The sequence below is a fragment of the Pantoea alfalfae genome (assembly GCF_019880205.1).
In the GTDB taxonomy this organism is placed as follows: domain Bacteria; phylum Pseudomonadota; class Gammaproteobacteria; order Enterobacterales; family Enterobacteriaceae; genus Pantoea; species Pantoea alfalfae.
Genome location: NZ_CP082292.1, coordinates 1985325 through 1999753, shown reverse-complemented (window position 1 = coordinate 1999753; position 14429 = coordinate 1985325). Strand labels below are relative to the sequence as shown.

The 14429-nt window shown below is 56.7% G+C and carries 10 protein-coding genes; 3 read left to right on the top strand and 7 right to left on the bottom strand.

Features of this window, described 5'->3' with window-relative positions:
• Positions 1 to 439: 439 nt before the first annotated feature.
• Both K6R05_RS09275 and K6R05_RS09270 read right to left on the bottom strand, forming a co-directional pair.
• Positions 440 to 1708: an MFS transporter gene (locus K6R05_RS09275; protein WP_161737001.1), complete on the bottom strand. Its 1269-nt coding sequence runs from the start codon at positions 1706 to 1708 to the stop codon at positions 440 to 442.
• Entirely contained in the window at positions 1705 to 3126 is a 1422-nt protein-coding gene (locus K6R05_RS09270; protein ID WP_222923998.1) for a M20 family metallopeptidase, read from the bottom strand. Before K6R05_RS09270 ends, K6R05_RS09275 begins: the two co-directional genes overlap by 4 nt.
• Positions 3127 to 3266: 140 nt before the next feature.
• Here K6R05_RS09270 and K6R05_RS09265 point away from each other — a divergent pair, with 140 nt between their 5' ends.
• Positions 3267 to 4181, top strand: a complete 915-nt coding sequence (locus K6R05_RS09265) for a LysR family transcriptional regulator (RefSeq protein ID WP_161737003.1) — start codon at positions 3267 to 3269, stop codon at positions 4179 to 4181.
• 512 nt (positions 4182 to 4693) lie between these two features.
• On the opposite strand, the gene K6R05_RS09260 is transcribed toward K6R05_RS09265, so the two are convergent.
• Positions 4694 to 6289, bottom strand: a complete 1596-nt coding sequence (locus tag K6R05_RS09260) for an ABC transporter substrate-binding protein (protein ID WP_222923997.1) — start codon at positions 6287 to 6289, stop codon at positions 4694 to 4696.
• A gap of 127 nt (positions 6290 to 6416) precedes the next feature.
• On the opposite strand from K6R05_RS09260, the gene pepT reads away from it, so the two are divergent.
• Positions 6417 to 7643, top strand: a complete 1227-nt coding sequence (pepT, locus tag K6R05_RS09255; RefSeq protein ID WP_222923996.1) for a peptidase T — start codon at positions 6417 to 6419, stop codon at positions 7641 to 7643.
• 36 nt (positions 7644 to 7679) lie between these two features.
• On the opposite strand, the gene K6R05_RS09250 is transcribed toward pepT, so the two are convergent.
• Together K6R05_RS09250 and K6R05_RS09245 are read right to left on the bottom strand one after the other, a co-directional pair.
• Complete coding sequence (locus tag K6R05_RS09250; RefSeq protein WP_161736913.1) at positions 7680 to 8456, bottom strand: transporter substrate-binding domain-containing protein; 777 nt, start codon at positions 8454 to 8456, stop codon at positions 7680 to 7682.
• Positions 8457 to 8518: 62 nt separating this feature from the next.
• Positions 8519 to 9685 (bottom strand): methionine aminotransferase, encoded by a 1167-nt coding sequence (locus K6R05_RS09245; RefSeq protein WP_222923995.1) that lies wholly within the window; start codon positions 9683 to 9685, stop codon positions 8519 to 8521.
• Positions 9686 to 9810: 125 nt separating this feature from the next.
• Between K6R05_RS09245 and K6R05_RS09240 the strand changes: the two genes are divergently transcribed.
• The gene (locus K6R05_RS09240) at positions 9811 to 10692 is read left to right on the top strand and encodes a LysR family transcriptional regulator (RefSeq protein ID WP_222923994.1); all 882 of its coding nucleotides are present in this window, start codon (positions 9811 to 9813) and stop codon (positions 10690 to 10692) included.
• Here K6R05_RS09240 and K6R05_RS09235 read toward each other — a convergent pair.
• Positions 10650 to 12314, bottom strand: a complete 1665-nt coding sequence (locus K6R05_RS09235; protein WP_222923993.1) for a methyl-accepting chemotaxis protein — start codon at positions 12312 to 12314, stop codon at positions 10650 to 10652. The two genes, K6R05_RS09240 and K6R05_RS09235, sit on opposite strands and share 43 nt — an antisense overlap.
• Positions 12315 to 12531: 217 nt before the next feature.
• Positions 12532 to 14052, bottom strand: a complete 1521-nt coding sequence (locus K6R05_RS09230) for a carboxylesterase/lipase family protein (protein WP_222925441.1) — start codon at positions 14050 to 14052, stop codon at positions 12532 to 12534.
• Positions 14053 to 14429 lie beyond the last annotated feature (377 nt).

The window sequence follows — 14429 nt, the reverse complement described above, 5'->3', positions numbered from 1 at the left end:
ACAGAGTCATGACAAGACTGAATCAGTGTGAGTGTGGCAGCACCCTATAGGCTCAACGCGCAGGGAACACGGTCAGAGCAGGAAAGTGTTCCCCGCCACGGACAAAAACGCCGGGAGCGTTTTTGAACAACGCAACGCGTTGGCCCGGCAACGGGCGCACCTCAGGGATGAGGTGCGTACTAAAAACGCCGGGAGCGTTTTTGAACAACGCAACGCGTTGGCCCGGGTACGGGCGCACCTCAGGAATGAGGTGCGTACTAAAAACGCCGGGAGCGTTTTTGAACAACGCAACGCGTTGGCCCGGCAACGGGCGCACCTCAGGGATGAGGTGCGTAATCGCGCGGGCCGGGCATGCCAGGGATGGCGGCTTTTGCGACTTTCCGATCTGACCGTGTTTTCTGCGCAGGCTCGATCTCACCACAGAACGTTTCTGATTCTGCTATGACACCCGCTTACTGCAGCGCAGCAGCGCGATACCGCTCAGCACAGCCACTGCCATCAGGTAGTAGCCTGGTGCCAGACTGCTGCCGGTGGCGGCAATCAGCATGCTGCAAATCAGCGGCGCAAACCCGCCGAATACCGTTACAGCCACGTTGTAACTGATCGCCATCCCGCTGGCGCGGGTAGTCGCCGGGAAGAGATCGGCCATCACCGACGGCACCGTCGAGAAGTAGATCGACTTCAGCAGCGCCATCCAGGCCACCAGCAGGATCAGCGTGGTGGGCGTGGTATGATCGACCATCCATTTAAATGCGGGATAGATGGTGACCACCAGTAACAGCAGCGATCCCCACATCAGCGGCAACCGGCCAATACGCTCCGCCCACAACCCCATGATGGGCGTTACCACCGTCAGGATAATCCCCGCTATCAGCGTGGCGGTGAAGGCGACCGAGCCTGGCAGGTGCAGCGTTTTGGTGGCATAGGTCGGAATGTAATTGAGCATGTAGTTGACTGCGGTCGAGATCACCATCACGCCAATTGCCAGCGCGATCAGCGCTTTCTGCCGCCCGAACAGCGTTCTAAGCGGTGCGGCTTCCTTTTCCTGCGATGCAAAGCTGGCAGGTTCCTGCACATGACGGCGAATGTAGATCCCCAGAGGCCCAATCAGTAAGCCGAAAGCAAACGGGATACGCCAGCCCCACGCCTGAATCTCACTTTCGCTCAGCCACTGTGTCAGCCCCAGCCCAAAAACCGATGCCATCAGCGTGCTCGCCCCCTGGGTGGCGAACTGCCAGCTGGCGATAAAGGCTTTGCGCTCAGGAAAGTGCTCCACCAGGAAGGCGGTCGAACTGCCAAATTCGCCGCCAGCAGAGAAGCCCTGAATCAGACGCGCCAGGATGATCAGCAGCGGTGCCGCCAGACCGATGGTGGCGTAGCCCGGCATAAAGGTAATGATCGCCCCGCCCAGCATCATCAGGTTAATCGACAGCAGCAGCGCCTTTTTGCGACCATACCGGTCGGCATAGTTGCCGAGCACAATGGCTCCCAGCGGACGGATCAGGAAGGAAATACCAAAACTACCAAAGGTCAGCAGCAGCGATACCGACGGATCGCTGACCGGGAAGAAGACGTGCGCGATATAGCTGGCAAAAAAGCCATAAACCGCAATGTCGAACCACTCCAGCGCGTTACCGATGCAGGTGGCGAACAGCGTTTTGTGCAGGCTCGGTTTCACCTGCGGGGCACTTTGCGCGATGCTGCTCATTGTTCACCTCTCCGCCACTGATGGTGGCGCGTCATCAGCTGTTCGCCCTCTTCTCCCAGTTGCCAGAACAGCCGGGTCATGATTGCCAGACCCTCCCGTGCAATCGAGTTGAGCATATGTTCGTTAATGCCATGCTGGCCGCAGGCGGGATAGGAATGTGGCACCCACAGCGTCGGCAGGCCCAGAATGTCGGCGAAGACCTCATTGGGAAGCGAGCCGCCGAGATTGGGCAGCAGTGCCGGTTTTTTGCCGCTGCTACGGGCCAGCGTATCCAGCGCCCAGTCCACCAGCGGATCCTGCGGATCAAGCCGTGTTGCCGGTGAGCCGCGCAGAAACTCCACGCTGACGTTATCGAAACCGTGCTGATGCAGATGACGCTCGACATGCTCAACAAGATTTTCCCAGTCGGTGCCGACCACAAAACGCAGCTGACATACCGCTGTGGCGCTGCCCGGAATCGCGTTCATGGGTCGTGCCGGATTGCCGGTTTCAAAGGCCAGCACCTCCAGCGTGTTCCAGCCATAGAGCCGCTCGGCAGGTGTCAGACCAGGCTCGCCCCAGCCGTCAGCAAGTGTGGGATCGCCCGGCATGCCGCCCACATCAATATCACTGAGGATGGCGCGCACGGCGTCGGTCAGAGAGTCCGGTTTCAGCGTGGTAACCTGTAATACGCCCTGCGCATTCACCAGGCAGGCGATCGCACTGGCCAACTGGGTACCGGGATTGCTCAGCAATCCGCCCCAGTTGCCGGAATGGTAGGCGTTGTCACGCGCCCGAATAGTCAGACGAAAGTTCACCGCACCGCGCGAACCCAGAAACAGTGTTGGCCGCTGCGCATTAAGACGCGGGCCATCCGAGGCGATAAAAAGATCGGCCTTTAACAGCGCCTGCTGTTGATGGCAGATCTCAGCCAGCCCCGGCGAGCTGATCTCCTCACCCATTTCAAACAGGATTTTGCAGTTGAAGCCTAGCGCGCCGCCGCGTGCCTGCCACACCTGCTCCAGCGCCGCGAAATTAACGCAGTGTTGCCCTTTGTTATCCGCGCTTCCCCGTCCATACAGGCGGTCGCCTTCAGCTGTGAGTTGCCACGGCGATAATCCTTCTCGCCAGTTTTCATCGTCGCCAAACACGACATCGCCGTGGCCATAGCAGAACAGCGTCGGTTTTAGCGGATCTTCAATGCGGGTGGCGATCAGAAACGGCGGGCTGCCGGGTTGCGGATTGTCAAACGGGTGCAGCGTAAACCCCATCTTCGCCAGTTGCGGGCCAATTTCCTGCTGCAGATAGTGGTCCAGCTCTGTCCGTCGGTTGGTGAGCTGGCTTTCTGTCACGCAGGCGACACGCCGTGCCAGCAGCTTCTGAAACTCACCGCTATCGAAATAGTGCATCGCCTGGTCAACTGCCTGTTGCTCTGTCATGTTTGCCCTGTCTGTTATTTTTATCGTGCTTTATCTTTGACAAACTTCACCCTTTGCCACAATTATCAATTTATCGAGTGCGCTTTGCTTTTAAAGCAAGGCTATGCTGCCCTTTTATGATGCATTTTGTCGGAGTGACCATGTTAAGCAGCGAGATACGCTATTTCCTGGCGGTTGTTGAGAGCGGCTCGCTGAGCGCCGCCAGTGAGAAACTGTTTGTCGCGGTGTCGGCGATCAGCCGTCAGATTCAGCGGCTGGAAGCGCAGGTTGGTGTGCCCCTGTTTGAGCGGCATGCGCGCGGTATGGTGTTGAATGAGGCGGGTGAGATTTTTGCGCACCACGTGCGTAAAAGTCAGCTTGATATGGAATATGCGCTTGCGGAGATTAAGGGCTTGAAAGCGGTACGCCGCAGCCTGATCCGTATCGCCTGCACGGATGGCATGGCGTTTAGTCTGTTGCCTGGCCTGCTGGCGGAGTTTCGACTGGCGAATCCCGGCGCACTGTTTGCGATTATTGTGACGCACTCCCAGGGCGTGGCGGCATGTGTCAGGGCGGGTGAATGCGATGTGGCGCTGCAATTCAGTCTCCAGCCTGAGCGCAGCGTTGAGGTGCTTGGCTCGTGGCCTGCCCCGGTGTTACTGGCGATGCATGAGTCACATCCGCTGGCGTCACGTGAGGTAACACTGGGCGATCTGCATCGCTGGCCGCTGGCGCTGCCGGGCCATCACACGACCGTGCGGCAGCTGTTTGATCTCTCCTGTCAGATGAATGACTGCGTGGTTGAACCGGTATTGACCTGCGACTATTTCGCTACGCTTTATCACTTTTTGCTGCATACGCCGCAGGCGGTGACCATCTGTAGCGCGTTTACCCTGTTGTTTGAGCGCGAGTCCCGAAATCTGGTGTTGCGATCGATGGGGGTGGACCAACTGAGTCAACGCACGCTGCAGCTTCAGACAGTGTCGGGACGTCAGCGCAATGCGGCTCTGACGCTGTTTTTGCAGTTTTTGCAGCATCGGCTGACTGAGATGGATCAGCAGGTGAGGATGGGATAAGGGGTACACTAGCGTGGGTATTTTGAATAGTAATTAAGATCTGCGCCGATTCGCTGTGAGACGGTGCCGGCTAAGGGAATACGAGCAGACCGGAAAGTCGCAACAGCCGCCATCCATGGCATGCCCGGCCCGCGCGATTACGCACCTCATCCCTGAGGTGCGCCCGTAGCCGGGCCAACGCGTTGCGTTGTTCAAAAACGCTCCCGGCGTTTTTAGTACGCACCTCATCCCTGAGGTGCGCCCGTAGCCGGGCCAACGCGTTGCGTTGTTCAAAAACGCCTGGCGTTTTTAGTACGCACCTCATCCCTGAGGTGCGCCCGTACCCGGGCCAACGCGTTGCGCTGTTCAAAAACGCCCGGCGTTTTTGTCCATGGCGCGGGACGCGTTCCTCCTCTGCTCGTGTTCCCTTCGCATTCAGCTTATGTGTTGCGGTTAGAATCAAACTCATGTGAGTTTGTCAGCAGTTGCAATGGCCCACTGATGTGCGGGCCATTAAAGTTAACTGCTACGGGTTACTGCTTAATATCAACCTGATAGAAGATGTGTTTGCCGAAAGGGTCGACCTGATAGCCGCTGACCGATTTGCGCACCGGCTCAAAGATGGTGGAGTGTGCAATCATTACGGCGGGCATCTGGTCATGCATCATCTGCTGCGCCTGCAGATAGAGCGCAGTACGTTTGCCCTGTTCCGGCTCAGCACGGGCTTCGGTGATTAACTTCTCGAACGGCTGATAGCACCATTTTGAGGAGTTGGAACCACCCTGTGCAGAGGTGCAGCTGTAGAGTGGGCCAAAGAAGTTATCCGGATCGCCGGTCGCGGTGGTCCAGCCCATCAGCGCCGCCTGATGCTCGCCGCTGCGAACGCGTTTCAGGTACTCGCCCCACTCATAGCTGACGATACTGGCTTTGATGCCAACTTTGGCCCAGTCCGACTGAATCATCTCCGCCATGCGGCGTGCATTCGGATTGTAAGGCCGCTGAACCGGCATCGCCCAGAGTGCAATCTCGGTGCCCGGTTTCACACCCGCCTGTTGCAGTAACGCTTTGGCCTTTTCTGGATCGTAGTCGTAATCTTTCAGATCTTTGTCCGCACTCCAGACGCCTGGTGGCAGGATATTTTTCGCGACCGTGCCGGTGCCTTTAAATATCGCCTCGATGATCGCCGGTTTGTTGATCGCCATTGCCAGCGCCTGCCGCACTTTAACGTTGTCGGTTGGCGCTTTGGTGGTGTTGAATGCCAGGAAGCCGGTGTTCAGACCCGCCTTCTGTTCCAGGGTGATATCCGGATTGGCGCGCATTTTGTCGAGATCGGCGGGATTCGGGAATGGCATCACCTGGCACTCGTTCTTCTCCAGCTTGGCATAGCGCACAGAGGCATCCGGCGTGATGCTGAACACCAGTCGATCAAGCTTCGCCTTACCCTGCCAGTAGTCCGGGAACGCTTTGTAGAGGATGCGGGAATCTTTCTGGTACTGCACCAGCTCAAACGGGCCGGTGCCGATCGGGTTCATATCGACCTTCTCCGGCGTCCCCGCTTTCAGCATGGCATCTGCGTATTCAGCCGAGTGGATTGAGGCGAAATACCACGCGAGATCGGCAAGGAACGGCGCTTCAGGATGGGCGAGCGTAAAGCGCACGGTGTGGTTATCAACCCGGTCGATACTTTTAATCAGCGTGGAGAGTTCGAGGCTTTCGAAGTTGGAATAGGTGCCGCCAGAGACGTTATGGTAGGGATTTTTCGGGTCCATCTGGCGCATAAACGAGAAGATCACATCATCGGCGTTAAAGTCGCGGCTGGGTTTGAACTGTTTGTTGCTCTGGAACTTCACGTTTTTGCGCAGATGGAAAGTGTAGACGGTGCCATCCGGGCTGATCTCCCAGCGTTCTGCCAGGCTGGGCACCAGGTCGGTGGTGCCAGGCGTGAAGTCCACCAGCCGGTTAAAGACCGGCACCGCACTGGCGTCAACACTGGTTCCGGAGGTATAGAGCTGAGGGTTAAAATTCTCTGGCGATCCCTCAGAACAGTAGACCAGCGTTTTGGCGTTAACGCTGCCAGCCAGCGCTATCCCAGCCGTAACAAGCGCTAAGGTGGCTATCTTGATTTTCATTATCATCCTCGCTTTGTATTGACTTCCGGTGATCACAATATCTAAATGAATCATTCAGATGCTTCATTGATAGCACAATTCGGCACCATAGCGAACCCCGCCCATGGCTGACTAATAAGGAATAGTGATGACAGACAAACTTGAGTCGCAACTCACCGAACATTTTTTCCGTTACCTCGCCGTCAGCAGTCAGAGCGATGCCAAATCCACGACTCTGCCGAGTACGCCGAGCCAGCACGCCATGGCGGAACTGCTGGCGGACGAGCTGCGAGCGCTGGGGCTGGATGAGGTGGTGCTTGATAAACATGCTACGGTGACCGCGGTGAAACGTGGCAACCGTCCAGACGCACCGCGCATCGGGTTTATTACGCACATCGACACCGTTGATGTCGGTTTGTCGCCCGATATCCACCCGCAGATTCTCACCTGGCAGGGTGACGATCTCTGTCTGAATGCAGAGCAGGATATCTGGCTGCGCCGCGATGAGCATCCGGAGATCGCGCCTTACGTCGGCCAGCAGGTGATCTTTAGCGATGGCACCAGCGTGCTGGGCGCAGACAATAAAGCGGCGGTCACCGTGGTGATGACGCTGTTGGCGAACCTCAAAGGCGATCATGGCGATATCGTGGTGGCCTTTGTGCCGGATGAAGAGATTGGCCTGCGCGGTGCGAAAGCTCTGGATCTGGAAACGCGCTTTAATGTCGATTTTGCCTGGACCATCGACTGCTGCGAACTGGGCGAAGTGGTGTACGAGAACTTTAATGGTGCCGCGGCAGAGATTGTGTTTACCGGTGTGCCGGCACATCCGATGTCGGGCAAAGGCGTGCTGGTCAATCCGCTGTTGATGGCGCATGACTACATCAGCCTGTTTGATCGTCAGCAGACACCGGAGCACACCGAAGGCCGCGAAGGTTACATCTGGTTTAATGAGATTCAGGCCAACGCCAGCAAGGCGACGCTGAAGGCTTCAATCCGTGATTTTGATCTGACAAGCTTCGCAGCCCGTAAGCAGCAGTTGCAGCAGGCGGCAGCGGATCTTGCGGCGCGCTATCCCACCGGCGAGGTCAGCATCACAATCAGCGATATCTACAGCAACATCAGTAATGCACTGGGTGAGGATCGCCGGGCAATAGATTTGATCTTCAGCGCCTTTGCCGCGCTGGAGATTGAGCCGAAAGTGATTCCGATGCGTGGCGGCACGGACGGCGCGGCACTGTCCGCCAAAGGGCTGCTGACGCCGAACTTCTTTACCGGCGCACATAACTTCCATTCACGTTTCGAGTTTCTGCCGATACCGTCGTTTGTGAAGTCCTATCAGGTGGCAGAAAAGCTCTGTTATATGGCGGCGGGTTAAGCAGGGAAATCGGGCGCAGAACGCGCCCGATTGCGATTATGGCTTCGCGCTGACATCAATACCCGGGAAGTATTTTTCAGCCAGCTTTTTGAGGGTGCCATCGCCCTGCACTTTGGCGATCGCCGCGTCCAGCGACTGCTTCAACGACGCATCATCTTTGCGCAGGCCATAGCCGATGCCTGAGCCGAGAATCGCGTCATCTTCGACGGGCTTGCCCACAAAACCAAACCCTTTGCCCTGTGGCTTATCGAGGAAGCCAGACTGACCGGCGGCAGACATCACCAGCGTGCCATCAAGGCGGCCCGCGACCATGTCGTTGTAGACCTGGTTCTGATCCTGATACGACGTCACCGTCACGCCCTGCGTCTCCCAGTGCTTCTTCGCATAGGTTTCCTGAATCGATCCCTGCAATACACCAATGCTTTTGCCTTTAAGACCTTCGGCGGTCGGGGCCAGATTTTCACCCTTTTTCGCCACTAACATGGTCGGAATACGGTAGATTGGCTGCGTAAACGCGATGCTTTTGGCGCGCGCTTCAGTGATATTCATCGCCGAGTTAATGGCGTCGAACTTTTTCGCCTGAAGTGCCGGGATCAGCGCATCAAAGCTGCTCTCAACCCAGTGGCAGCTGAAGTTGCCTGCCTTACAGATGGCATTACCCAGTTCAATATCAAAGCCTTCCAGCTCACCTTTAGCGTTGCGGCTTTCAAACGGCGGATACTGTGACTCCACGCCGTAACGTAAATCCTGAGCCAGTGCCTGTACCGTTGTCATCATGCCCAGAGCGAGAAAAAGCGCGTTCAGTTTTTTCATTATTTATTTACCCCGAAAAGTCCTGGTTACCTGTTCCCCGTACTGAATCACGCTCGCGTGATTCAGTGAGAAAAAGCACATAGCGCAGCCGCGCCAGCCTCTAGTGTCGCCTCGTCTTTCGCAAAAGAGAGACGAATCAGTTTGTTGTCTGTGCCATCCATATAAAACGCCGACAGCGGTATGGTTGCCACACCGTGATCGACGATAAGACGTTTTACCATTTCACTGTCCGGTTCGTCACTGAAATGTCCATAGCTGGCGAGCATAAAGAACGAACCGGCGCTCGGTAGCAGCCGGAACGGCGAGTCCTGCATCAGAGTAATTAGCCGATCGCGCTTCTGCTGATAGAAAGCGTTAAGTGACAGGTAGTTCTCTGGCGTCTGCAGATAGTGCGCGAACCCAACCTGCATCGGCGTATCGGCGGCGTACATCATAAACTGATGCACCTTCACCAGTTCGGTCATCAGCTCTGCCGGTGCCAGACAGTAGCCTACCCGCCAGCCGGTGACGTGGAAGGTTTTACCAAACGAGGAGACGATGATACTGCGTGCGGCCAGCTCCGGATGCCTCGCCATGCCGCAGTGCGGCCGGCCATCAAACAGAATATGTTCATAAACCTCATCGGAGAGCACCACGATATCGGTGTTGCGAATCAGAGCCGCCAGCTGATTGAGATCGTCGGGCGTCAGCACCTGCGCGCTGGGGTTGTGCGGCGTATTAATAATGATCATCCGGGTGCGCGGCGTGATCGCCGCACGCAGCTGATCCCAGTCGATAGCAAAAGACGGCACCTGCAGCTTCAGGCCTATCGGCGTACCGCCCTGTAACCGCACCACCGGCGCGTAGCTGTCAAACGCCGGTTCAAAGAAGATCACCTCATCGCCCTGATGAACCAGCGCGGTAATCGCCATATAGAGTCCCTGACTGGCGCTGCCGGTGATCAGTACCTCACTCGCGGCATCATATTTCTGTGCATAGAGCGTCTGCACTTTGCCGGCGAGTGCCTCGCGCAGGGCCGGCAAGCCCATCATAGCGGCATACTGATTGTGCCCCTCCTGCATGGCACAGCTGACCGAGTCGACCAGCGCCGGATCGCAGGGGAAACTGGGTGCGCCCTGCGACAGGTTAATCGCCTGATGCTGCGCCGAAAGCTGACCAATTACGCTGAAAATAGTGGTGCCAACGTCCGGCAATTTTGAGTGAATAGCGACAGGCGTTTTCAGGGACATATTTTCTCCGTCAGGTGCATAACTGTTCAGATGCGATAAATCGTTATTCAACGGGCTGTGGCTTGAGTCGGCAAGCGAAATGTCGTCATAATAGCCATGACAAAATTGCATAGCTGAGGTCCACCGTGTCACGCTCATCGCTGCCACTCAATGCCATTCACGCCTTTCTGGTAACAGCTCGTCACCTTAATCTCACCCATGCTGCCCGCGAGCTCTGCCTGACCCAGGGCGCGGTCAGTCGTAAGATTGCCGCGCTGGAACAGTGGCTGGGCGTGACGCTGTTTGACCGCCATGCGCGCGGGCTGCGGCTGACACCGCAGGGTGACGCGCTGCTGCCTGAACTCAGCCAGGGCTTTGATCTGATGGTCCAGGCCAGCGAAAAGGTCCGTCGCAGTCAGGTCAGCCTTCGCCTGAAAGCGCCGACCTGTGCTATGCGCTGGCTGGTACCGCGGCTGATGGCGCTTGAACGTCACTGCCCTGAACTGCATGTGGCCCTGACCACCACGCTGGATCATGCGGCCCAGCTTGAGAACTTTGATGCGGCGATTATCTATGGCAAGCCGCATCCTGACGGGATCTGCCTGTTCAGCGAGTCGCTGACGCCGGTGATAGCGGCTGGTCAGCCCTGCCCGGAAACGACGGCGGCGCTGGACGCAATGACCTTTTTGCATCCCACGTCAGACACGCGTGACTGGCAGTGCTGGTTACAGGCGCAGCAGGTGACGCTCAGCATGAAGCGAAATCAGCATTTTGCCACGATGGATTTAGCGATCAGTGCCGCGATTCAGGGGTTTGGTGTGGCGATTGCCGACAGCAATCTGGTGGAGAGTGATATCGCCAGCGGCAGGCTGATTAAGCCGTTCGCTGGCGAGGTCAAAACCGGAGCCGTTTACAGTTTACTGCAACGGCCCGCGCCGGATGCGCCACCGTTCCTGGCGGAACTGGTGGCGTGGCTGTGCAGGGATCAGAAGGTGACCCAGTCGCCGTTATCCGCCGGTTTAGCCTGAGGCGCATTCAGCACGGTTGCTTTCGGCGCGGCAGGTTTATTCGTGATGACCGGTGCGGTCTGGCGGTTGCTGGAGAGACGGAACTTCGACACAGAGGCCTGCAGCGCTTCTGTCTGCAATGCCAGTGCGCTCGCCGCGGCAGAAACCTCTTCAACCAGTGAGGCGTTCTGCTGGGTCACGCTATCCATTTCGGTTACCGCGGCACCCACCTGAGAGATGCCTTTGCTCTGCTCTTCCGAGGCGGAAGCGATCTGTTTCATGATCGCATCCACATCCTGCACTGATTTCAGAATATTGTTCATGGTGCCGCCGGTGGTGCTGACCAGCTCCGCGCCTTTCCCTACACGCTGCACCGAGTCTTCAATCAGCGTCGCGATCTCTTTGGCGGCGTTGGCGCTACGCTGTGCCAGGTTACGCACTTCAGATGCCACGACCGCAAAACCACGCCCCTGTTCGCCGGCACGTGCCGCTTCGACCGCAGCGTTCAGCGCCAGGATATTGGTCTGGAAGGCAATGCCGTTAATCACGTTGGTAATCTCAGCGATCTTCTTCGAGCTGCCGGAGATGCCATCCATGGTGCTGACCACTTCACTCACCAGCTGACCGCCACGTTGTGCCGTGGTGGTGGCGGTTTCTGCCAGCAGGCTGGCCTGACGAGCGTTATCGGCGTTGAATTTCACCGTGGCCGTCAACTGCTCCATGCTGGCCGCAGTCTGTTCCAGCGCAGCGGCCTGCTCTTCGGTACGTGAAGAGAGGTCATTGTTACCGGCAGAAATCTCTGCAGCACCGCGCGAGATGTTCTCGGTGCCGCTGCGAATGGCGCTGACCGCTTCCCGCAGACTATCCTGCATAGCGCTCAGCAGCGGCACCAGTTTACCGACACAGTTGCGACCGAAATCGGCTACCGGCTGGCTGAGATCGCCTGTCGCGATCACCGCGAAGTGGGTACGAATACTTTCCAGCGGACGAACCAGCATCGCCACCAGATAGCGGTCGGTAAACAGCAGAATCAGCAGGCCAATAATCACCGTGATGGTAATAATCGTTTTGGTCATCGCGGTGAGGTGATCAACTTCAACCCGGGTTTTGTCCAGTTTTTCGGCTGCGCCCAGGTTAAACTTCTCTGCGCTGACGCCAAAGGCACGACTGAGCGGCGGTGTGACATTGTTCGCCTGCTGGCGATACGGGTCCGGTGAGGCCTGGCGGGCCAGTTGCAGTTGTGGCGTTACGCCCTCATCCACCAGCTTTTGCCAGCTCTGAATTACGCCATCGACGACTTCCGGATTCATCGGACCGGGTGCAAGCTGTTTAAAACGCGCCAGTTGCTGAGTCATGCTGTCCAGCGCCTGCTGCACAGGGGCATAGGCCTCATCAGTCAGCGTTTTACCTGCTGCTTTGCTTTCCATTACGCGGGAAAGGCGCGTGATAACACGAAAATATTGATCGTTGCCTTTGCTCAGCACCGTCATTTGCTCAACCAGATGACGGTCAACATTGTTGCCTTCGCTGAGCGCGCCAAGCGAGTGGATGCTGTACAACCCGACGCCGCTCCACAGTAAACAAAACAGGCCCAGAATAGTGAGCATCACTGCGCGAATGGTAAAATTTTTGAGCATTCCCATACCAAAATCCTATACACGTTGACCCGCAAGCGTCGGGCATAGGAGATTTATCGGCATGAGATAGTGAAAATGTAACTGTTTTGTTACCTATTAATTTACAGCGTCAACGATGAGTTAATCAGTAAAAAATCCTTAAATTCATAAAGTTAAAATTAAATAAGTAGATTAATTGCATTCGCATAACTTAATGGTTAGCAGGCTAATTTTCATCATCTGCTTAAAGCCTGACCATACGCGTCATCAACAGCCTGAAAAGCCGCATACGGGCGCGCATAAAGTTTCTTTTCAGAGTCAACCCGCTCATACGCTTATTCCCAAGTGACATTGTCACGTCATTGCCTGGATGCCAGGCTGGCCAGATAACTTCGCCTTCAAGCTGATGCTTATATTCCGTGGCGTCACGGGCAAAGGTAAACCAGTATTCGCTGACACGTGCCGCAAAAGCGCGATCGGCTTCACTGAATGGCCGCGCTTCATTGGGATCCGGCATCTGACTCAGGGTGTTCAGGACATAAGGCATTTCGTTACCGTGCCAGGTGCCATGGGGATAAAGGTCGCGAGCGTGCTCAGAAACATAATCGAACCAGTAGCGCCAGCCCGGCATGCCGGCATTGTGCTGCGCCCGCATCACCAGCCACGGCACCAGGCTGAAAGCCATATCACGCGCCACGGCACGTCCCAGCAGCTGATCGTCATGGATGTCATACATCCATTTCAGCGTCCGATAGGTGAGCCGGTTTTTATTGCGCAGCTGATGCAATACTGCGGTGGCATCCACGCCAAAATATTCCAGCACGCTGGCTTCATCGCTGTTACTGCCCGCCATCAGCGGCAGGCGATGCTGTTTAGCTGCCATAAAGGTTTTCAGCATCGGCTCAGGCAGCACGGCATCACCGGCAATCGGCACCGGCGGGATCGCCAGTGGCCCTTCCAGCGACCAGAAGGCATCGGCAGGCAGTGCGCGCAGGTCATCCGCGCTGGCATCGGGCGGCAGACCAAAATGGCGGGCTACCGCTATTCCCTGCTGACGCGCTTTTTTCAGCGGCGTATCCGGCAGGCTATAGGCACTTTGCACGATCCCTTTATGGAACAGCCCTTCAGCCAGCGGCGAACAGCAGTGGGAGAGCACGCTGCGCGCGCCAGAGGATTCACCGAAAAGCGTCACATTGTGGCGATCGCCACCAAAAGCTGGAATGTTGCGCTGCACCCACTGCAGTGCGGCAATCTGATCGAGCAGGCCAAAATTGTTTACTCTACCCGCAGCAGGGTATTCCGCATCCAGCGCAGGATGGGAGAAGAAACCGTGGTGACCCAGCCGGTAATTCAGCGTGACCACCACTGCACCACGTGACGCCAGCGGCTTACCGTTGTACGGCGCCAGCCCGCCTGCACCGATGGTGAAGCCCCCACCGTGCAGCCACACCATTACCGGCAGCGGCTTTGACGGCGCCACATCGGGTGTCCAGACATTCAGGTAGAGGCAATCTTCACTAAACTCACCGGGATCGCCACCGCCCACCGCCTGACAGTATGTGCGATTTTGCCAGCCAGAAGCCCCAAATGCGGTGGCATCGCGCATCTGATGCCAGGGCGTGACCGGCTGTGGTGGACGCCAGCGCAGCGCGCCAACCGGAGCCGCCGCATAAGGTATACCTTTGAATACGAAAAGGTCATCGTCCATGCATCCACGCAACTCCCCCTCGGCCGTCATGATCCTCAGACCTGTTTCGTTTTTCATTCCCGTTTCCCTGTTCAGACGTTCCTCCATTATTTGCAGGCCCGCCACCATTGTCCAGGTATGGAGGGGATTTGCAGATTATGCCGAAACATCAGAGGCGGGCGTGAATATGCTCATCAACAGGTTCAGAGCTACTGCCTCAGTCAGGGTTTAGCATTGTTTATCCTTTTACCCAGGATGAGTACCGTGCCATATCGCCTGAAAGCGGTGACCGGCTGTGATTCTGTGCAGTTTTTAACATCGTTAAGTAGTCAGAATGCTAACCGATTAAGATACTTACGCCGCGAAATCTGCGCTGGCCGGTAAAGGGTAATTTTTCTTTAATGAGATCAGTCTGTTTCCCTGTTGCTCTGCTTCAGGAGCAGAGCTTTAATATC

Excerpts from the sequence above, each read along its gene's own strand:
- K6R05_RS09275 (WP_161737001.1), bottom strand. The coding sequence starts at position 1,708 with ATGAGCAGCATCGCGCAAAGTGCCCCGCAGGTGAAACCGAGCCTGCAC.
- K6R05_RS09270 (WP_222923998.1), bottom strand. The coding sequence starts at position 3,126 with ATGACAGAGCAACAGGCAGTTGACCAGGCGATGCACTATTTCGATAGC.
- K6R05_RS09265 (WP_161737003.1), top strand. The coding sequence starts at position 3,267 with ATGTTAAGCAGCGAGATACGCTATTTCCTGGCGGTTGTTGAGAGCGGC.
- K6R05_RS09260 (WP_222923997.1), bottom strand. The coding sequence starts at position 6,289 with ATGAAAATCAAGATAGCCACCTTAGCGCTTGTTACGGCTGGGATAGCG.
- pepT (WP_222923996.1), top strand. The coding sequence starts at position 6,417 with ATGACAGACAAACTTGAGTCGCAACTCACCGAACATTTTTTCCGTTAC.
- K6R05_RS09250 (WP_161736913.1), bottom strand. The coding sequence starts at position 8,456 with ATGAAAAAACTGAACGCGCTTTTTCTCGCTCTGGGCATGATGACAACG.
- K6R05_RS09245 (WP_222923995.1), bottom strand. The coding sequence starts at position 9,685 with ATGTCCCTGAAAACGCCTGTCGCTATTCACTCAAAATTGCCGGACGTT.
- K6R05_RS09235 (WP_222923993.1), bottom strand. The coding sequence starts at position 12,314 with ATGGGAATGCTCAAAAATTTTACCATTCGCGCAGTGATGCTCACTATT.
- K6R05_RS09230 (WP_222925441.1), bottom strand. The coding sequence starts at position 14,052 with ATGAAAAACGAAACAGGTCTGAGGATCATGACGGCCGAGGGGGAGTTG.